Annotated in this window: 18 protein-coding genes and 1 tRNA gene; 11 read left to right on the forward strand and 8 right to left on the reverse strand. The window is 66.1% G+C overall.

The window, feature by feature from the left end; translation table 11 throughout:
• Nucleotides 1-26: 26 nt before the first annotated feature.
• Genes ACFWIX_RS09395 through ACFWIX_RS09405 form a run of 3 tightly spaced genes read left to right on the forward strand, consistent with a single transcriptional unit; the run spans nt 27 to nt 3,644 of the window.
• Nucleotides 27-1,385: an acetyl-CoA C-acetyltransferase gene (locus tag ACFWIX_RS09395; protein ID WP_377215852.1), complete on the forward strand. Its 1,359-nt coding sequence runs from the start codon at nt 27-29 to the stop codon at nt 1,383-1,385.
• Nucleotides 1,386-1,395: 10 nt separating this feature from the next.
• Nucleotides 1,396-2,736: a 3-oxoacyl-ACP reductase gene (locus tag ACFWIX_RS09400; protein WP_377215853.1), complete on the forward strand. Its 1,341-nt coding sequence runs from the start codon at nt 1,396-1,398 to the stop codon at nt 2,734-2,736.
• Nucleotides 2,733-3,644, forward strand: coding sequence for a MaoC family dehydratase (locus tag ACFWIX_RS09405; RefSeq protein ID WP_377215854.1), 912 nt, complete (start codon nt 2,733-2,735; stop codon nt 3,642-3,644). Before ACFWIX_RS09400 ends, ACFWIX_RS09405 begins: the two co-directional genes overlap by 4 nt.
• Nucleotides 3,645-3,659: 15 nt before the next feature.
• Here the strand turns inward: ACFWIX_RS09405 and ACFWIX_RS09410 are convergent, their stop codons facing one another.
• From ACFWIX_RS09410 to ACFWIX_RS09425, 4 genes are all read right to left on the reverse strand, one after another.
• The gene (locus tag ACFWIX_RS09410) at nt 3,660-4,730 is read right to left on the reverse strand and encodes an aromatic acid exporter family protein (RefSeq protein WP_377215913.1); all 1,071 of its coding nucleotides are present in this window, start codon (nt 4,728-4,730) and stop codon (nt 3,660-3,662) included.
• 43 nt (nt 4,731-4,773) lie between these two features.
• Nucleotides 4,774-5,865: a glutathione S-transferase family protein gene (locus ACFWIX_RS09415; protein WP_377215855.1), complete on the reverse strand. Its 1,092-nt coding sequence runs from the start codon at nt 5,863-5,865 to the stop codon at nt 4,774-4,776.
• A gap of 10 nt (nt 5,866-5,875) precedes the next feature.
• On the reverse strand, nt 5,876-6,616 hold the full coding sequence (locus ACFWIX_RS09420) for a M50 family metallopeptidase (protein ID WP_377215856.1): 741 nt from the start codon (nt 6,614-6,616) through the stop codon (nt 5,876-5,878).
• 161 nt (nt 6,617-6,777) lie between these two features.
• A complete protein-coding gene (locus ACFWIX_RS09425) occupies nt 6,778-7,080 on the reverse strand; it encodes a DUF4193 domain-containing protein (RefSeq protein WP_377215857.1) in 303 nt (100 codons plus the stop codon).
• 210 nt (nt 7,081-7,290) lie between these two features.
• On the opposite strand from ACFWIX_RS09425, the gene ACFWIX_RS09430 reads away from it, so the two are divergent.
• Both ACFWIX_RS09430 and ACFWIX_RS09435 read left to right on the forward strand, forming a co-directional pair.
• The gene (locus tag ACFWIX_RS09430; protein WP_377215858.1) at nt 7,291-8,433 is read left to right on the forward strand and encodes a glycosyltransferase family 9 protein; all 1,143 of its coding nucleotides are present in this window, start codon (nt 7,291-7,293) and stop codon (nt 8,431-8,433) included.
• Entirely contained in the window at nt 8,430-9,362 is a 933-nt protein-coding gene (locus tag ACFWIX_RS09435) for a glycosyltransferase family 9 protein (protein ID WP_377215859.1), read from the forward strand. The genes ACFWIX_RS09430 and ACFWIX_RS09435 overlap by 4 nt, the downstream gene beginning before the upstream one ends.
• Nucleotides 9,363-9,440: 78 nt before the next feature.
• On the opposite strand, the gene ACFWIX_RS09440 is transcribed toward ACFWIX_RS09435, so the two are convergent.
• Nucleotides 9,441-9,523, reverse strand: a tRNA-Leu gene (locus tag ACFWIX_RS09440).
• Between the two features lie 162 nt (nt 9,524-9,685).
• Here ACFWIX_RS09440 and ACFWIX_RS09445 point away from each other — a divergent pair.
• A complete protein-coding gene (locus ACFWIX_RS09445; protein ID WP_377215860.1) occupies nt 9,686-10,990 on the forward strand; it encodes a M20/M25/M40 family metallo-hydrolase in 1,305 nt (434 codons plus the stop codon).
• Nucleotides 10,991-11,002: 12 nt separating this feature from the next.
• Here the strand turns inward: ACFWIX_RS09445 and ACFWIX_RS09450 are convergent, their stop codons facing one another.
• Nucleotides 11,003-11,236, reverse strand: coding sequence for a DUF5703 family protein (locus ACFWIX_RS09450; protein ID WP_377215861.1), 234 nt, complete (start codon nt 11,234-11,236; stop codon nt 11,003-11,005).
• A 39-nt stretch (nt 11,237-11,275) separates the two neighbouring features.
• On the opposite strand from ACFWIX_RS09450, the gene ACFWIX_RS09455 reads away from it, so the two are divergent.
• The gene (locus ACFWIX_RS09455) at nt 11,276-11,536 is read left to right on the forward strand and encodes a hypothetical protein (RefSeq protein WP_377215862.1); all 261 of its coding nucleotides are present in this window, start codon (nt 11,276-11,278) and stop codon (nt 11,534-11,536) included.
• 15 nt (nt 11,537-11,551) lie between these two features.
• On the opposite strand, the gene ACFWIX_RS09460 is transcribed toward ACFWIX_RS09455, so the two are convergent.
• Entirely contained in the window at nt 11,552-12,484 is a 933-nt protein-coding gene (locus ACFWIX_RS09460; protein ID WP_377215863.1) for an aldo/keto reductase, read from the reverse strand.
• 52 nt (nt 12,485-12,536) lie between these two features.
• Here ACFWIX_RS09460 and ACFWIX_RS09465 point away from each other — a divergent pair, with 52 nt between their 5' ends.
• Both ACFWIX_RS09465 and mshC read left to right on the forward strand, forming a co-directional pair.
• On the forward strand, nt 12,537-13,370 hold the full coding sequence (locus tag ACFWIX_RS09465) for an undecaprenyl-diphosphate phosphatase (protein WP_377215864.1): 834 nt from the start codon (nt 12,537-12,539) through the stop codon (nt 13,368-13,370).
• 15 nt (nt 13,371-13,385) lie between these two features.
• Entirely contained in the window at nt 13,386-14,663 is a 1,278-nt protein-coding gene (mshC, locus tag ACFWIX_RS09470) for a cysteine--1-D-myo-inosityl 2-amino-2-deoxy-alpha-D-glucopyranoside ligase (protein WP_377215865.1), read from the forward strand.
• A gap of 24 nt (nt 14,664-14,687) precedes the next feature.
• Here mshC and ACFWIX_RS09475 read toward each other — a convergent pair whose 3' ends face one another.
• A complete protein-coding gene (locus tag ACFWIX_RS09475) occupies nt 14,688-15,593 on the reverse strand; it encodes a PAC2 family protein (RefSeq protein WP_377215866.1) in 906 nt (301 codons plus the stop codon).
• A 144-nt stretch (nt 15,594-15,737) separates the two neighbouring features.
• On the opposite strand from ACFWIX_RS09475, the gene ACFWIX_RS09480 reads away from it, so the two are divergent.
• Together ACFWIX_RS09480 and ACFWIX_RS09485 are read left to right on the forward strand one after the other, a co-directional pair.
• Entirely contained in the window at nt 15,738-16,493 is a 756-nt protein-coding gene (locus tag ACFWIX_RS09480; protein WP_377215867.1) for an HAD family hydrolase, read from the forward strand.
• Nucleotides 16,438-17,649, forward strand: coding sequence for a site-2 protease family protein (locus ACFWIX_RS09485; protein WP_377215868.1), 1,212 nt, complete (start codon nt 16,438-16,440; stop codon nt 17,647-17,649). The genes ACFWIX_RS09480 and ACFWIX_RS09485 overlap by 56 nt, the downstream gene beginning before the upstream one ends.
• Nucleotides 17,650-17,725: the final 76 nt, after the last annotated feature.

The following is a 17,725-nucleotide window of genomic DNA, read 5'->3' on the forward strand; positions in this document are numbered from 1 at the left end:
GGTAATCGTTGATCAGAGGAGATCCCATGCCCGTAGAAGGACAGCCCACCGCCGAAGCCGCTGCGCCGGGCGGCCAGCCTGTTGCCCCTTCCACCCGCAAAGCGGTGGTCATCGGGGCCAACCGCATTCCGTTCGCCCGTTCCGGCGGCGCATATGCCAAGTCATCCAACCTGGACATGCTCAACGCAGCGCTGGACGGACTGATTGCCCGGTTCGGCCTGCAGGACGAGCGCATCGGCGAAGTCGCCGCGGGTGCCGTACTCAAGCATTCCCGGGACTTCAACCTCACCCGTGAGGCCGTCCTCGCGTCGGCGCTGTCGCCGGAGACTCCGGCCTACGACCTCCAGCAGGCCTGTGCCACCGGACTCGAAACAGTGGTTGGCCTCTCCAACAAGATCAAGCTGGGGCAGATTAATTCGGGGATCGCCGGCGGCGTGGACTCCGCCTCAGACGCCCCCATCGTGGTGAGCGAGGGCCTGCGGGAGGTGGTCCTGGACCTGAACCGTGCTAAGACCCTGGGACAGCGCCTGCAGGCCATCAGCCGGCTGCGCCCCAAGGACCTTGCTCCGTTGGCACCCGGAACGGCAGAACCACGTACCGGCCTCTCCATGGGGGAGCACCAGGCGTTGACAACAGCCCAGTGGAAGATCACGCGGGAGGCACAGGACGAACTGGCCTACAGCAGCCACCGCAACCTGGCCGCCGCCTACGACTCAGGCTTTTTTGACGACCTCGTCACGCCGTACCGCGGCCTGGCCCGGGACAGCAACCTGCGCGCGGACACGTCCCTGGAAAAACTGGCCACCCTCAAACCGGTCTTTGGCCGGAACCTCGGCATGGACGCCACCATGACCGCCGGAAATTCCACCCCGCTGACGGACGGTGCTTCCGTGGTCCTGCTGGGTTCCGAGGAGTGGGCCGATTCCCACGACCTGCCCAAGCTGGCAGCAGTGGTGGACGCGGAAGCCGCCGCAGTGGACTTCGTCCATGGCAAGGACGGACTCCTCATGGCACCTGTCTTCGCAGTGCCCCGCCTGCTGGCCCGCCATGGACTCACCCTCGACGACATCGACTATTTCGAAATCCACGAGGCCTTCGCTGCTACGGTTCTCAGCACCCTGGCAGCGTGGGAGGACGACGAGTTCTGCCGCACCCGCCTGGGGCTTGACGCTGCCCTCGGCAGCATCGACAGGAGCCGCTTGAACGTGAACGGCTCCTCCTTGGCCGCCGGCCACCCCTTCGCAGCCACCGGCGGACGGATCGTCGGGTCGCTGGCGAAAATGCTGCACGCCAAGGCGTCCGACGGCGGTCGTCCCGTCCGCGGCCTGGTGTCCGTCTGCGCTGCGGGCGGACAAGGCGTGGTCGCTATCCTCGAATCACTGTAGGAAGGCAGCCGTGACAGACACTTATGCACAACTGGTCAAAAAAGGCCCGGCGAAGAGGCTCGCCAGGAAGCTGGGCCTCCCGCAGCCGGCGGCACTCCGCCGCTATGAGCCCGGACAGCCTCTGGTTACCGGCCCCGTCCTGGTTCAGGGCAGCTCATCCGGCGCCGACGACCTTGCTGCCGCGCTGCTCGGCTGGGACCTGGACGTCCGGCGCCACGCCGTTCCCCGGGAGAAACTCGCCGCCATCATCCTGGGCCTGGACGCTGTTTCCCGTCCGGAGGACCTGGAAACGCCGGTCTTGGCGGCAGCGGCCTCACTGCGGGACCTCGCGCCGGGAGGCCGCGTCATCACAATCTCGCGACCGGCATTGGACGCTGAATCCCCGGCTGCCGCCGCTGCGCGCCAGGCCGTGGATGGGCTGCTTCGCTCCCTGGCAAAGGAACTCAGGGCTGGTGCTACGGGGAACGGAATCCTGCTGGCCGGGGCAGCCGCCCCGGCCAGCCCCGGTGCGCTGGCAGCCTTGCAGTTCTTGCTCTCAGGGAGGTCGGCCTTCGTCGACGGGCAGTTCCTGACCGTCGGTGCCGGAGACGCCGTGCCCACCGGAAACGTCGACAAACCGCTCGCCGGTAAGACGGCCGTGGTCACCGGCGCCGCTCGCGGGATTGGCGCTGCCATAGCCCGGACCCTCCACCGGGACGGCGCAACCCTGGTCCTGGTGGATGTCCCTGCCGCCGGCGACCACCTCGCTGCCGTGGCCAACGAGGTCCGCGGAACCGCACTCCAGCTGGACATCAGCACAGAGGACGCGGGGCGACGGATCATCAGCCACGCCCTGCAGCGCCACGGGAGCCTCGACATCATGGTCCACAATGCCGGTATTACGCGGGACAAGCTCCTGGCCAACATGGACCACGCACGTTGGAGCTCGGTGATCAACATCAACATCGCGGCCCAGCTCCGTATTAACGATGCCGTTCTTGCTGATGACCGCCTGGCTACGGCGCCGAGGATCGTCTCTGTTTCATCCACCAGTGGCATTGCCGGGAACCGCGGACAAACCAACTATGCGGCGTCCAAGGCAGGAGTCATCGGGATGGTGCGTGCAACAGCGCCACTGGCAGCGGCCAAGGGAGGAGCAGTGAATGCCGTGGCTCCGGGCTTTATCGAAACCGACATGACGGCCCGGATTCCGTTCGCCGTGCGGGAAGTTGCCCGGCGCCTGAACTCGCTGCAGCAGGGGGGCCTGCCGGTGGACGTGGCAGAAACTATCGCGTTCCTGGCCAGTGACGCGGCCGGAGGCATCAACGGCGAGGTAGTGCGGGTGTGCGGACAGAACCTGGTGGGCGCGTGAGTACGGTGCAGCCGGTGATCCTGGGGGAGATGCCGTCACTGTCCAAGCTCTACGTCAATGCAGCGGCCCAGGCCGCGCGGCGGCGCCTGCTGGGGACACACGACGCGGCGGACCTTCCCGCTGCCGGACATGAAGTCCGGGACGTCACCGTGGATGTCGCCAACCTCACCGCCTACCAGCACCTGGTGGGCGAGACGGCAAGCGACGTCCTTCCGGCTGGTTTCCTTCACGCGCTGGCGTTTCCCGTGGCCATGAGTGTCATGAACCGGGACGACTTCCCGCTGCCCCTGCTCGGGATGATCCACCTGCGCAACACGGTGGAGCAACGGGCTCCAGTGCTGTTCACCGACGTCCTGGACATCGCGGCGTCGGTGGCACACCTGCGTGGCCACCGGGCCGGGACGCAGATTGATGTCATCGCTGAGGTGCGGCTGTCAGGAGCCTCCCTGCCCTGCTGGCGGGGGGTTTCCACCTACCTGGCCAAGGGCGTGTTCCTGCCGGGCATCGACAAACCCACGGCTCCGGTCCAGCGGCAGGACTTTACAGCACCGGCCCCTACAGGTGTATGGCAGCTCGGGGTGGATACCGGCCGCGCCTACGCGGCGGTGTCCGGCGACTTCAACCCCATTCACCTCAGTGCCCTCTCAGCCAAGGCACTAGGCATGCGCCGGTCGATTGCCCACGGCATGTACCTGGCTTCGAGGGCGCTGGCCGACGTCGGTCCGGTGCGGGGCGACTCCTTTACCTGGGATGTCGCGTTTGATGCCCCGGTTTTTCTGCCGTCCCGGGTGGCGCTGGAGATCAACACAGCGCAGGACGCTGCCGGAAGCTGGAAGCGTTCGGACTTCGTCGCCTGGCATCCGAGGACCGGCCGGCGGCATTTCAGCGGCTCAGTGTCAGGACTTTAGAGCCGTTGACCCGGTTTAGACCGCTGGCTGGGTTTCATCCGGGGTCTGCAGCGCGCGCAGGATGCGGTGCAGGCTGAGGATGATGGATTCGGAGGCGGGAACACCCCGCTCGTCCGGCGCGCGTTCGGCGGTGGTAGCCACGCAGGCTTCCACCGCCGCCAATGCGGACCTGTAGGACTCGTGGTGGAGCTTCTCGTCCGGCTCGTTGTACGCCTTGAGCAATTCGCCGGTTGCCGCCATGGCGCCGGCCAGCGGAGCAGTGTCCTGTTCCGGAAGCACATAAGGGACATCGCTCTCCCAGATCACGTCCGAGAGGACGTCTGTAATGTCCTGGATGTGGAAGGTGACCCTTTCCAGCTCGCGCAGGTTTCGGTAGTCGCGGTCAATGTCCCGCGGGTGCAGTTTGCGGCGCGGATTGGCCCGGCGGCTGGCGTCCGCCTCCTTGACCAGGTGCCGCACTGACCTCGCCGCCCCGGAAAGATCGTCCGAACGTCGGGACCACTCCTCATGTTCGGGAGGCCACTTTTCCTTGACAGCTTCTGCCATGTCGGTCAGCTGGGTACCGAGGGCAACGCGCAGGTCTTCGATGCTCGCCGCGGCAGCCTCGAGGTGGAGCGGCGGGAAGATCAGGAAGTTGACCGCGATGCCCACTAAAACCCCCACGCCCATCTGCACGAGGTACCCGAACGAATAGTCGTCGGCGTTGTTGCCGCCGACAAGCAAGACCAGCAGCGCCGCCGTCGGAATCCAATCGCTGCCGGAGCCGATCTTCGGCAGTCCTCCGAGCAGCACCCCGGCACCCATGAAAATCGCCACGGTCAGCGGCGACGGATCCGTAATGTTCACCAGGAGGAAGGCCAGGCCGATGCCCATGGAAAGGCCCACCAGTGTCTGTGCGCCTTGCCGGACCGAGCCCGCCACGTTGTGGTACATCGCCACCAGGGCCCCCAAGGGAGCGTAATACGGGTACTCGGCAGCCGTTCCCGGCATGAACGGCGCGATCGCAAAGGCGATGCCCGCCGCGATGGCGGCTTTGGCAGCCAACTGGAGCCGCTGGGCGGCGAAAGCTGCCGACAGCCCGGCCAGCGCCTTTTTCAGGAGCCAGGCAGTCCGCGCCTCCCGGCGGGCATCAGGCCGCGGCACTGTGGCCTGCTGCCACTTCTTCGCCCGGCCGCACTGGCCCCGGCGGTGTGCCGTCACCGAATGGCCGGCCGCCGAGGGACTCCCGTCCGTGGTCCTCGAGCCAGCCGGACAGGTCAGGGCCCGCGGGCACGATCCCGGTGGGGTTGATGTCCTCGTGGACGAGGTAATAGTGCTGCTTGATCTGGACGAAATCAATGGTGTCGCCGAAACCTGGCGTCTGGAACAGGTCACGGGCGTAGGCCCAAAGTGCCGGCATCTCGGAAAGCTTCTGCCGGTTGCACTTGAAGTGGCCGTGGTAGACGGCGTCGAACCGGGCGAGCGTAGTGAAGAGGCGAACATCGGCTTCGGTGATGGTGTCACCTACCAGGTAGCGCTGCCGGGAAAGACGGTTCTCGAGCCAGTCGAGCGCCGTCCAGAGCCTGGCATAGGCAGCATCGTAAGCCTCCTGCGAGCCGGCAAATCCGCACCGGTAGACACCGTTGTTGACCTCCGTGAAGACCCGCCGGTTCACCTGGTCAATTTCTTCCCTGTGGTGTTCCGGGTAGAGGTCCGGCGCGCCAGGACGGTGGAACTCCGTCCACTCCGTGGTGAAATCCAGCGTGATCCGGGGGAAGTTGTTGGTGACCACCTCGCCGCTGGGAACATCCACGATGGCGGGGACGGTGATGCCGCGCGGATAGCCCGGGAACCTCCGGAAGTATGCTTCCTGCAGGCGTTCAATGCCCAGGACCGGATCCAGTCCGCCGGGGTCGAGGTCGAAGGTCCAGGACCGGGCATCATGGGTGGGCCCGGGCTGGCCCAATGAGATGGCGTCTTCGAGGCCCAACAGGCGGCGGACTATGACGGTGCGGTTTGCCCAGGGACATGCCCGCGCAGCCACGAGGCGGTATCGGCCTGCCTCCACAGGCCAGCCTGGTTCACCGTTGTCGCCGGCTCTGCCGTCCCTGGTGATCCGGTCCTCGATGTAGTTCGTGTCACGGGTGAACTCCGCACCGCCGGTGACGTAGGCGCCGCGCGTGCTGTATTCCCCCGGTGCTGCTGTGCCGCCCTGCCGGGTTATTTCGCTCTGCTGGTTCATGCCCTCCAGCCTAAGCGCCGCCCGGCATAATCAGCGATACCTGCTGCCACGCTGCCAGCCATGCACTGGCCACCACTCCACTGAAGAGGATGATCCAGACGAACGACGGTACGGCCGTAGCCCGGAAGAGCAGATAGGCGTCCGAAGTCGCCAGCCTGTCCCGCCGGCGCAGGTGTATGTGCACGAGTTTGGCAAGGTCCCGGACGGCGGCGACCAGCAGCGCCGCACCAAGGGCCACTGCCACCTGGCCCTGGATCGGTGAAGGCACCAGCAGGACCAGTCCGGTGCAACCGGCGATGGCGGCACCGGTGATGAGGAACCCGGCCAGGTTGCGCAGGAACACCAGCGACGTCGCCATAAACAACGCTGAAACGGCAAGGGCGGCGGGACCCCAACCGTTCAGTCCTGCCCAGACCAGCGACGCACCCACGATGGCTGGCACAGGGTAGCCCCAGAAGCAGGACCAGGCAGTCGCGATCCTTCTTCGACTGTAGGTGGTGGTGGTCCCGGAGTGGTCCAGGCGCAGGCGTATCCCGGACAGGCGCTGGCCCGAGGTAACCGCAGCGAATGCGTGACCGAGCTCGTGGGTGACCGTTGCGAGGAGGCCGAACCAGCGCCATGACCAACGGGGGATTGCCAGGCCCGCGGCCCCGGCCACCACCACCAGCAGCTGAAGCGGGCTGATTTCCGGAGGTGCGGTACGGGACACCAGGTCCGCGCCCTGGGCCAGGAGGTCGCCGTAATCATTCATCGGAGCCTTTCGCGTCGCGGGCCGCTCTATTTAGCGGTAACGGCTGAACCTGCCGCGGCCATTAAGGCACCCTTAAAGCCGAAAGGCACGCCGGAGGACGGGCGTGCCTTTGCCCGATAGGGGCGGCAGTCGGCGGACGGATGCCCGCCAGGGTCAGAACGTCAGCCCTCACACTCGGTGCAGTAGCTGTGGCCGTTCTTCTGCTTGGCGATCTGGGAGCGGTGGCGTACCAGGAAGCAGGAGTAGCAGGTGAACTCGTCCTCGGCCTGCGGGATGACCTGTACTACAAGCTCTTCGGCAACGAACTCGCCGCCGGGAACACCGGCACCGTCCAGTCCGTCCGCCTCGTCGAGTTCCAGGACCACGCTGCGGGCATCCGGAGCGTTGGCAGACTGGAGCTGCTCGAGGGAGTTGTCCTGCGATTCCTTGACGTCGGAACGCAGCTCATCATAATCGGTTGCCACTTTGGGTGCTTCTCTTTTCTTTGGTTCGTCTGTCGCGTATGAAACGTACAGCATCAAGCTGGTATTCCCCAAGAGGCGCAGTATATTCGCCGCCGGCATGGGTAGGGAGCCAGAAGAAACACGGCGCCGGGCACAGTCTCTGCGCGCCGTCCATCGTAGCCGGAGGCCAGGGCAAAACCCAGGTCCCGCATCCACCCGAGGGGAGTCTAAGTGGACCAGCTCACGGCTGAATTCGGCGGCGCACGCCGCGTCGGTACGGGTGTTGGGCCCGTGCTGGAGAAGTTCAGCGGCGTCCACAGGATCGCAGTCCTGCGGGGCGGCGGACTGGGCGACCTGATGTTCGCTCTGCCCGCAGTCAGCGCCCTGGCAGCGGCCTATCCTGAGGCAGAAATCACATTGCTCGGTACGCCGGTCCACCAGGACATCCTGGCTGTCACGGACAGTCCAGTAAGCCGGGTGGAGATCCTGCCGCATGCTGAGGGCGTGCGGCCGGGCGAGGAGGACCAGGCAGCCGTGGATGCCTTCTTCACACGGATGCGGAGTATGGGCCTGGACCTCGCTGTGCAGCTCCATGGCGGGGGACGATACTCCAACCCCTTCCTGCTACGCCTGGGTGCGCGGCACACCGTGGGCACGAGGACGCCGGACGCGGCACATCTGGAGCGCAGCATCCCATACCTCTACTACCAGCATGAACCGCTGCGCGCCCTGGAGGTGGCGGGATTCGCCGGCGCCTATCCCCGCGACCTCGAGGCGCGGCTGGTGCCAGTGAAGCAGACAGACTACAACGCTTCAACGGACGACGGCGGTGGCGCACCCCTGGTGGTGATCCATCCGGGAGCAACAGACCCACGGCGACGCTGGCCGGCCGCTCGTTTCGCCGACCTTGCGGAGGCATGCGCCGCCGAAGGATTCCGGGTTTCCGTGGTGGGGGACCAAAGTGAGCAGTCACTGGCGGCGGAGATCGCCGCGGGAGCAAGTTCCGGCCGCGTCCGGTCCGTGGCGGGGTCCCTGGACATGGCGCAGCTCGTCGCGTTGCTGGCCTCGGCGTCGGTGGTCGTAGGCAATGACAGCGGGCCGCGGCACCTCGCACAGGCACTGGGAGTTCCGACTGTCGGCATCTACTGGGCGGGGAACATCATTAACGCCGGCCCGCTCGGCAGAAGCCATCACCGCCTGCACGCGTCGTGGGCAACGTCGTGCCCTGTCTGCGGTATAGACGTCACGCAGGTGGGATGGACTGCGCCGAGGTGTCCGCACGATGCATCGCTCGTGGAGGGCGTTCCGGTGGCCGGCGTCCTCGATGACGTCCTCAGCCTGGCAGCTGCCGGCCGAACCGGAGGCCGGGCATGAGCAGGGACAGCCGGCCGGAACTTCTCGTTCTCCGGGCATTGAAGCTGGGGGACCTGCTGGTGGCCGTACCGGCCCTGAAAGGGCTGCGGCGTGCGTTTCCCGGGCACCGGCTAATGTATGCCGCACAAGGCTGGCTTGCGGAGGCACTGGAGCTGGTCGGCGGGTTTGAGCTGCTGCCAACCCAGGGCCTCGACCAGCCTTTGGCCAAGGACCCGGGCTCCGTGGATGTCGCCGTCAACCTGCACGGCGGCGGACCCGAGAGCCGGGCCAGGATTGCAGCACTGAAGGCAAACCGCACCATCGGTCATGCAGGCCATCTCGTGGACGGACCGTCGTGGCGGGCGGATCTGCACGAACGGGAACGCTGGGTACGGTTGCTGGAGTGGCACGGGATTGCTGCCGATTCGGAGGATGTGTCGATTTCCCCGCCCAAGGTCGCAAGTCCGGCTCCAGGAGCAGCCGTCCTGCATGTGGGTGCAGCCTATGGCAGTCGGCTGTGGCCGGCGGAGCGATTCGCGGAGGTGGCGCGGGTCCTGGCCGCTGGAGGCCGCCGGGTGGTCTTCACCGGGGGAGCGGCGGAAACCGCGCGGGCCACAGAAGTGTGCCTCCTCGCCGGCCTGCCGGCCGAATCCATGCTCGCCGGAAGGCTGGGACTTGGTGCCTTTGCCGCAGCTGTGGCGGAGGCCGCCGTCGTCGTTTCTGCCGATACCGGCGCCGCGCACCTGGCCTCGGCGTACGGGACCCCGTCCGTGGTTCTGTTCGGTCCTGCACCGCCGGAGATCTGGGGGCCGCCGCCTGGTCCCCACGTGGTGCTCACGCGCCCGGAGCTTCGGCGCGGTGATGCCTTCGCCGGTGATCCCGATCCCGCCCTGCTGGGCGTCCAGGTCGCCGACGTGCTCGCAGCGCTGCGCGGACTGGGCGTGCTCTGAGAAGAAAGACCGGGTTAAAGCAAAAATCACCCCGGTCAGAAGACCGGGGTGATTCGCGATGAATGAATTCATCATGTGTGCGCGGAGGGGGACTTGAACCCCCACCCCCTTTCGAGGACTAGCACCTCAAGCTAGCGCGTCTGCCATTCCGCCACCCGCGCAGGTGGTATTTCGGAAAGTGTTCCCGCCTTTCGGCGTTTCGCGCCTCTCCGAAGCAGCGAGAAAAACTCTAACACGAACTTTCCGGAAACATGGAATCGGTCCGCTTGGGTAGTCTGGGGGCAGCAATCCAGCCGGTGCCGTTGCCCATCAAAGGAGTTCGCATGCCTGACATCCTGCCCGAGGACGAGGTTGTCCGGATCTGCCAGGAACTCATCCGGATCGATACTTCCAACTATGGGGATGGTTCAGGCCCGGGGGAGCGGGCGGCCGCCGAATACACCGCCGGGCTGATCTCGGAGGTTGGCATGGAGGCGGAGATCTTTGAGTCGGCACCCGGCCGGGCCAACGTGGTCGCCAGGATGGAAGGGCAGGACCCTTCCGCCAGTGCACTGGTGGTGCATGGCCACCTCGACGTCGTTCCCGCCCTGCGTGACCAGTGGTCCGTCGACCCGTTCGGCGCGGAACTCAAGGACGGCCTGATCTGGGGCCGCGGCGCCGTGGACATGAAGGACATGGATGCCATGATTCTTTCCGTGCTGCGCAGTTTCGCCCGCTCCGGCACGAAGCCGAAACGGGACATCATCTTTGCGTTCTTTGCGGACGAGGAAGCCGGCGGCACCTATGGCGCGCGCTACGCCGTGGACAAGCGTCCTGAGCTCTTCGATGGTGCCACCGAAGCGATCTCGGAAGTCGGCGGGTTTTCCGCCACCGTCGGCGGACAGCGGACCTACCTGCTGCAGACGGCCGAGAAGGGCATTTCGTGGCTGCGCCTTGTGGCCCACGGCCGGGCGGGGCACGGCTCCCAAATCAATACCGACAACGCCGTGACCCGCCTCGCTGCGGCGGTAACACGCATCGGGGGGTACAAATGGCCCATCGAACTGACCCCTACCACCCGGCAGTTCCTGGACGGGGTGACGGAACTCACAGGAGTCGAGTTCGACCCAGATAACCCGGACGTTCTGCTGGAGCAGTTGGGGACCGTTGCCAGGTTCGTTGGTGCCACTTTGCAGAACACCACAAACCCCACGCTTCTCAGGGGCGGGTACAAACACAACGTCATTCCCGAGTCGGCCGAGGCATTGATCGACTGCCGCACGCTCCCGGGCCAGCAGGAGCAGGTGCTGGAGATTGTGCGTGAGCTGGCCGGCGCCGGAGTGGACGTCAGCTACGTGCATCAGGACGTTTCGCTGGAGGTGCCGTTCGCCGGCAACCTGGTGGACGCCATGATCGATGCCCTGCACTCCGAGGACCCCGGCGCGAAGGTGCTGCCGTACACCCTTTCCGGTGGAACGGACAATAAGTCCCTGAGCCGGCTGGGGATCACGGGTTACGGCTTCGCGCCGCTGATGCTGCCGGATGACCTGGACTTCACCGGGATGTTCCACGGCGTGGACGAGCGCGTCCCGGCCGACAGCCTGAAGTTCGGCGCCCGGGTCCTCGACACGCTGCTGACGAACTACTGATAAGACAGCTGGCTAGACGGTCCGCTGGACCTGCATCACACGGCGCCGGAGCCAGAATCGACGGCCGCCGCCCATGTAAAGCTTGCTGCGCTCCAGTTCCCACTTTCCGTACTCGGAGTGCTCCACGAGGCGGCGTCGGGCCTCATGCAGGGAATCGACGGGACTGACCGTCAGCACGAGGTACTCGTACTGCTTCAAATAGTCCCGTTCCCGCCGGACCGAGCTGGTGAGAAATTGTTCCTTCATTGCTCTCCATTTTCGTCCTTTTCCGGCTAACGTGAAGTCATGAGCATCGATCCGCGTGTCGCGCTTTCATCCCTGACCACAGCTTTGGAAGAACACCTTATAGCAGCATCCAACCGCCGCGGGGACGGTGATCCGTCTGTGGAAGCAGCGTTCTTCGCAGTGGCGGACGCTTTTGAAGTGTATGAGGACGCTCTGTACGAGGCCTACAACGAGGTAACTCCGCTTCAGGTATTCGACGACGAGGACGATGAGGAAATGGACGTCGATGACGACGAGGACCTGGAGATCGTCGAAGAGTAACCGGCTTGAGCAGCCTCAGGGTGCCGATACGTCTTCGAGCGCCAGGGCGATTTCCGGCGGCAGGGGAAGGAGCTGCGCGTCCAGCATTTCCTTCAGCTGGGCGGGGTTCCTGGCACCCACGATTGCCGTGGCCACACCAGGCTGTCCCAGCAGCCAGCTAAGTGACACGTCCAGCGGGGTGCGCCCCAGCCCCTTCGCGGCCATGCAGACGGCATCTACGGTCCGGGTTGACGACTCACCAAGATACCGCTCCACGTAGGAAGCCTCGGTGGCCGAGGCAGCACGCGAGCCGGCGGGAGTCCCGCCACGGTACTTGCCCGTGAGCACACCGCGCCCCAGGGGGCCCCACGCCATCAGTCCCAGGCCCGCATCTTCGACGGCGGGAATCAGTTCCGATTCCGGGATGCGGTTCAGCAGTGAGTATTCCGCCTGGACCGAGACCAGCGGGAACCCGGCAAGGGCGGCCGCCTTGGCTGCCTGCCAACCGGCAAAGTTCGCGACGCCGGCGTACCGGGCCCGGCCAGTCCGCAAGGCGAAATCCAGGGCAGAGAGCGTCTCCTCAAGGGGAACGTTACCGTCCCACGCCTCGGCGAACCAGACGTCGACGTAATCGGTGCCCAGCCGCGCAAGGCTTGCGTCCAGCCCATTGAGCAGGGCGCTGCGGGAGGTGTCGATCCGCCGGCGGCCACCCGCCGTCGTCATTCCTGCCTTGGTGCTGATGGATACTTCCGTCCGTGCAACGACGTCACCGAGCAAAGACCCGACCAAGGCCTCGGCGGCGCCGTCGCCGTAGGAAGCCGACGTGTCGATGTGCCGGCCGCCGCCGTTGAGGAATGTCTGCAGCAGCTCGGACGCATCCTGTTCATCTGTTTCGGCCCCCCAGGACATGGTGCCGAGTGAGACGGCGGAGACCCGCAATCCGCTGTTGCCGACGTAACGCTGCTGCATAGCAGCAAGCTTACGGCCAGAATCCCTGCCGGCCATGACGTAGTGTCGTAGCGTGAACTGGTTTGAGGCGGCCCTGCTGGGCCTTGTGCAGGGACTGACCGAATTTCTACCCATTTCCTCCAGCGCACACCTGAGGATCGTCGGGCAGTTCCTCCCGAATGCGGCCGATCCTGGCGCCGCCTTCACCGCCATCACCCAGCTGGGCACCGAGACCGCGGTGCTGGTCTACTTCTGGCGTGACATCGTCCGGATAGTTAAGGCGTGGGCGGGGTCGTTGACCGGCAAGGTCCCGCGGCAGGATCCCGATGCCCGGATGGGCTGGCTGGTGATCCTTGGCAGCCTGCCCATCGTGGTCCTCGGGCTCCTTTTCCAGGACCAGATCGAATCGGTGCTGAGAAGCCTGTGGATCGTGGCGACGATGCTGATCGTCTTCGGACTGTTTCTCGCGGTGGCTGACGCAGTGGGCCGGCAGGAACGGGAACTCAGCCGCCTGACCTATAAACACGGCATCCTGTACGGCTTCGCGCAGGCCCTGGCGCTCATTCCCGGCGTGTCCAGGTCCGGTGGAACCATCACTGCAGGCCTGCTCATGGGGTACACCCGTGAGGCCGCCGCCCGTTACTCATTCCTGCTGGCTATCCCCGCAGTGTTCGGCAGCGGGCTCTACCAGCTCTATAAAGTGGTTTCCAAGGAGGGTGTCAGCGGACCCTACGGACTGCCGGAGACTGCGCTGGCCACCGTGATCGCGTTCGTGGTGGGCTACATCATTATTGGCTGGTTCCTGAAGTTCGTTTCCACTCGCAGCTACCGTCTCTTCGTCTGGTACCGCATCGGCTTGGGACTTGCCGTGTATCTGCTGCTCGGTTTCGGGGTCATCAGCGCCTAGCACTAGGCTTGGCATGTGAAATCCTGGACTTCCCGCCCCGTCCCCGGCCTGCCCGGCACCATGCCTTCAATCCGGCTGTTCGACACGGCCGCGGGCCGCGAAATCGAGCTGGACGAAGGTGCAGAGGCCTCGATGTATGTCTGCGGAATCACGCCGTATGACGCAACGCACATGGGCCACGCGGCCAGCTACGTCGCTTTCGACCTCCTGAACCGCGCCTGGCGGGATGCCGGCAAGCACGTGTCCTATGTGCAGAACGTGACGGATGTGGATGATCCCCTGCTGGAACGCGCCACTGCCACCGGTGTCGACTGGCGCGATCTCGCCGCCAGCCAGATCGAACTGTTCCAGACCGACATGGAGGCGCTCAACGTCCTGGCGCCGGACCGGTACGTCGGCGCGGTGGAATCCATAGAACTCATCGTGCCTGAGGTGGAACGGTTACTGGCTATGGGGCTGGCCTACCGGGTCGCCGGTAGCGGCGGCGAGCCGGACGGGGATGTCTACTACGACGTCGAGGCGGCCGGCAAACAGTCCGTGGCGCCTGACGCCTGGACCCTGGGTTCGGTGTCCGGCCTCAGCGAAAGCGAAATGCTCGAGCTCTTCGCCGAACGCGGCGGAGATCCCGGACGTGCCGGCAAGCACCAGGCCCTTGACCCGCTGCTGTGGCGGGTGGAGCGGCCCGGCGAGCCCAGCTGGCCCGGAGGAAGCCTGGGCGCGGGCCGCCCGGGCTGGCACATCGAGTGCACTGTGATCGCGCAGCGGTACCTGCCGGCACCCTTCACCGTGCAGGGCGGCGGGTCGGACCTCATTTTCCCGCACCACGAAATGGGCGCCGGCCACGCGCACTCCCTCGCCGGTGTCCCGTTGGCGCACCATTACGCCCACGCGGGCATGGTTGGGCTGGACGGCGAAAAAATGAGCAAGTCGAAAGGCAACCTGGTGCTGGTCTCGAAGCTCCGGGCAGCCGGTGAAGAGCCTGCAGCAATCCGGCTTGCCATCCTGGCCCACCACTACCGCTCGGACTGGTCCTGGACCGAAGAAGGGTTCGCTGCTGCCAAACGGGACCTCGAGGGATGGCGCCGCGCCCTGGACCACGCCCCGCACGGTTCGGCCGCGCCGCTCCTCGCCGCCATGCGCGCGGCGCTGGCCGAAGACCTGAACGCACCTGCCGCCGTCGCCGCCGTTTCCCGGTGGGCGCGCGAGGCAACGGACGACGCCGGTCCCGCCAGCGCGGCCGACCGCGCCCTGGTGGTGGACGCCGTGGACGCCCTCCTGGGGATCAGGCTCTGACGCTTCCGGCCCCGGCCAGCCGCGCTATGGCCGGTCCTGGCCGCGCCGTTTAAGGTATCGCTCGAACTCACGGGCGATGGACTCGCCGGTGGCCTCGGGCAGGTCGGCCGTGTCCTTGGCCTCCTCCAGCTGGCGCACGTAAGCGGCGATCTCCGGGTCCTCCGTTGCGAGCTCATCCACGCCGCGTTCCCAGGCGGCCGCTTCCTCAGCCAGTTCATGGGTGTCCAGCGGAACCTGAAGAAGCTCTTCAATCCGGTGCAGAAGTGCCAGCTGGGCCTTCGGCGACGGCGCCTGCGCCACGTAGTGCGGCACGGCTGCCCACAGCGACACGGTAGGAATTCCGGCGAGCAGGGCCACCTCCGCCATGACCCCGACGATGCCCACCGGCCCCTCGTACTGCGAGGCCTCGAGATTCATGCGCTCACGGAGTGAACTGTCGTCCGAGGAAGTGCTTACCGGGATGGGCCGGCTGTGCGGCACATCGGCCAACAGGGCACCGACCAGCACGAGGTACTCGACGTTCAAGGCCTCGGCGTGCACCAGGAGTTCGGCGGTGTAGGCCCGCCATTTGTAGGAAGGTTCGATGCCCTGGACAAAAATCACATCCACGTTGGAATTCGGGACGCTCGCCTTGAAGATGCGGGTGGAAGGCCACTTAATCTTGCGCTCACCAGCTGCATTGCGGCGCACCGTAGGCCGGGTGAACTGGAAATCGTAGTACTCGTCCGCATCGATGGACGCCACCTTCTTGCCGCCCCAGGCCTTATTCAGGTAGCGCAGCGAGTCGCTGGCCGCTTCACCGGCGTCATTCCACCCCTCGAACGCCGCAAGCATCACGGTCACGCGCCGCCCCTGCGCCGCCGGCTGCAGGAACCGCTCCCGGCCGGCTTCGGCACCGTGCCCGCTGGTGTCTTCCTCGAAGCTATTCATTTCTTCACCCTACGTCCAAGATGTGTCCCTGCGCAGGGATTGCAACGCGCCTGCCTGCCTCCGGGTCCGGCGGGGTAGTTCGCTGCAGTACGCCGATGGCGTACCTGCCGGGATCCCTTCGGCGACCGACCGTAGACTAAATCCATGCAATCCACACCCGCCCATGCCCCGTTGAAAGCCGTCCTCTGGGACATGGATGGAACCATTGTGGACACCGAGCCATACTGGATCGCCGCCGAGCGTGCCCTGGTGGAAGCACACGGCGGAACCTGGAGCCATGAACAGGCCATGCAACTGGTGGGCCAGTCGTTGACCTACTCGGCTGGCCTGCTCCAGAAGGCCGGGGTGGCGCTCGGAATCCGGGACATCGTTGACACCCTCACGGAGGCGGTGGTCAGCCGCGTCAAAGAAGAGGTCCCGTGGCGTCCCGGCGCCCGCGAGCTCCTCGAGGAACTCCACCTCGCCGGCGTCCGCTGCGCACTCGTGACCATGTCCGAGGGACCGCTGGCACGCCAGGTGGTGGCCAGCCTGCCCCGGCCATACTTCGAGGTCCTGGTCACCGGGGACACCGTCACGCGGGGCAAGCCGGACCCGGAGGCGTATCTGACCGCCGTCGACCTTCTCCGGGAACGCGATGCGGCGCTCCAAATCGGGAACTGTGTTGCGTTGGAGGACTCCGGGCCGGGCGTTGCCGCCGCCGTTGCCTCCGGCGTGGCCACCGTGGCCATTCCGCACATCGTGCCGCTTCCCGAGCATCCCGCCTATGCACTTTGGAATTCGCTGGCAGGGCGCTCCGTGGCCGACCTTGAGGAACTGCTGGCTCCGGGCGGCAGCAGAGGGTCGGATGGGGAGGCTGCTGCGCTGGAGCAGCCTGCTGCGCTGGGGACCGCCCGTGGCTGATCCCGCAGCCCCGGTGCGCCGCGAAGGTATTCCGCTGGGCCGTATTGCTGGCGTTCCCGTCATCCTGGCCTATTCGTGGTTCATCATCGCCGCCTTTACCGTCATCGTCTACGGGCCGATCCTCATCAGGAATAACCCCGCGCTGGGCTTCAGCGCCTATCTTGTGGCTTTCGCGTACGCCCTGCTGCTTCTCGTGTCGGTGCTGATCCATGAACTGGCTCACGCCCTGACGGCCCGCATCTATAGCTGGCCCACACAAAAAATCGTGCTCAACCTGTGGGGCGGGCATACCCAGTTCGAAAGCTTCACCGCCAGCCCCGGCAGGTCCGTCCTCGTGGCGCTGGCGGGACCCGCCGCAAACCTGGTCCTGGCAGGCGGCGCCTGGCTGGTGCTGGGCACGGCCAGCCTCGGCAGTGTGGCCGAGATCCTGATCAATATCTTTATGTGGGCCAACTTCCTGATCGGGATATTCAACGTCCTGCCAGGGCTTCCGCTGGACGGCGGACGCATGGTGGAGTCTGCCGTCTGGAAGGTCACCGGCAGCCAGGCCAAGGGCACCGTTGCTGCGGGCTGGGCGGGGCGTGTGATCGTCGTGGCAATCGGCTACTGGTTCATTGCCAGGCCCGTGCTCGCCGGGAGTCCGCCCGACTTCCCGCTGCTGATGATTTCCCTGCTTGTGGGCGGCTTCCTATGGGTGGGCGCCTCGGCGGCAATCCAGCAGGGCACGCTCCGCGGCCGCCTGCCCCTGGTAACCGCGGCGGGACTGTCGACGCCGGCAGTGGGCCTTCCTGCCACGGCCTCCGTTTCCGAGGCACGCAAACACGCCGGGCAGTCCCGCGCCCTCGTCGTTTGCGGACCTGAAGGCCGGCCCGAGGCCGTCGTTGACCCCACGGCCCTCGCCGCTGTTCCTGTTGCCGCGGCGCCGTCGACGCCGGTTACTGCGGTTTCCTATGCACTGGCACCGGGCGCATATGTCCCCGAGTGGTCCAAAGGCCAGGAGCTGGTGCAGTTCCTTTCCCAGGTGGAGGGCCGCCAGTATGCGGTGGTGGACCACAACGGAATCGTCACGGGGCTCCTGTCCCAGGAAGCAGTCGTCGCTGCCATCACGGGCAAACGGCAGGCGTCCGACAAGCGGGCCAAGGGCCGGAACCGGTAGAGTTACCTGCCGGTCGTGCATTGCCGCCGCAGTTGCCGCACCGTCGTCCGGTGACGGCCCTGCGCAGGCACCAAAG

Source organism: Pseudarthrobacter sp. NPDC058362 (assembly GCF_042723515.1).
Lineage (GTDB): Bacteria > Actinomycetota > Actinomycetes > Actinomycetales > Micrococcaceae > Arthrobacter.

Bases quoted from the DNA above. Each gene is read 5' to 3' on its own strand.
- ACFWIX_RS09395 (WP_377215852.1), top strand. From the start codon at position 27: ATGCCCGTAGAAGGACAGCCCACCGCCGAAGCCGCTGCGCCGGGCGGC.
- ACFWIX_RS09455 (WP_377215862.1), top strand. From the start codon at position 11,276: ATGAGCATCGATCCGCGTGTCGCGCTTTCATCCCTGACCACAGCTTTG.
- ACFWIX_RS09420 (WP_377215856.1), bottom strand. From the start codon at position 6,616: ATGAATGATTACGGCGACCTCCTGGCCCAGGGCGCGGACCTGGTGTCC.
- ACFWIX_RS09460 (WP_377215863.1), bottom strand. From the start codon at position 12,484: ATGCAGCAGCGTTACGTCGGCAACAGCGGATTGCGGGTCTCCGCCGTC.
- ACFWIX_RS09485 (WP_377215868.1), top strand. From the start codon at position 16,438: ATGGGGAGGCTGCTGCGCTGGAGCAGCCTGCTGCGCTGGGGACCGCCC.
- ACFWIX_RS09480 (WP_377215867.1), top strand. From the start codon at position 15,738: ATGCAATCCACACCCGCCCATGCCCCGTTGAAAGCCGTCCTCTGGGAC.
- ACFWIX_RS09415 (WP_377215855.1), bottom strand. From the start codon at position 5,865: ATGAACCAGCAGAGCGAAATAACCCGGCAGGGCGGCACAGCAGCACCG.
- ACFWIX_RS09435 (WP_377215859.1), top strand. From the start codon at position 8,430: ATGAGCAGGGACAGCCGGCCGGAACTTCTCGTTCTCCGGGCATTGAAG.
- ACFWIX_RS09475 (WP_377215866.1), bottom strand. From the start codon at position 15,593: ATGAATAGCTTCGAGGAAGACACCAGCGGGCACGGTGCCGAAGCCGGC.
- ACFWIX_RS09445 (WP_377215860.1), top strand. From the start codon at position 9,686: ATGCCTGACATCCTGCCCGAGGACGAGGTTGTCCGGATCTGCCAGGAA.
- ACFWIX_RS09450 (WP_377215861.1), bottom strand. From the start codon at position 11,236: ATGAAGGAACAATTTCTCACCAGCTCGGTCCGGCGGGAACGGGACTAT.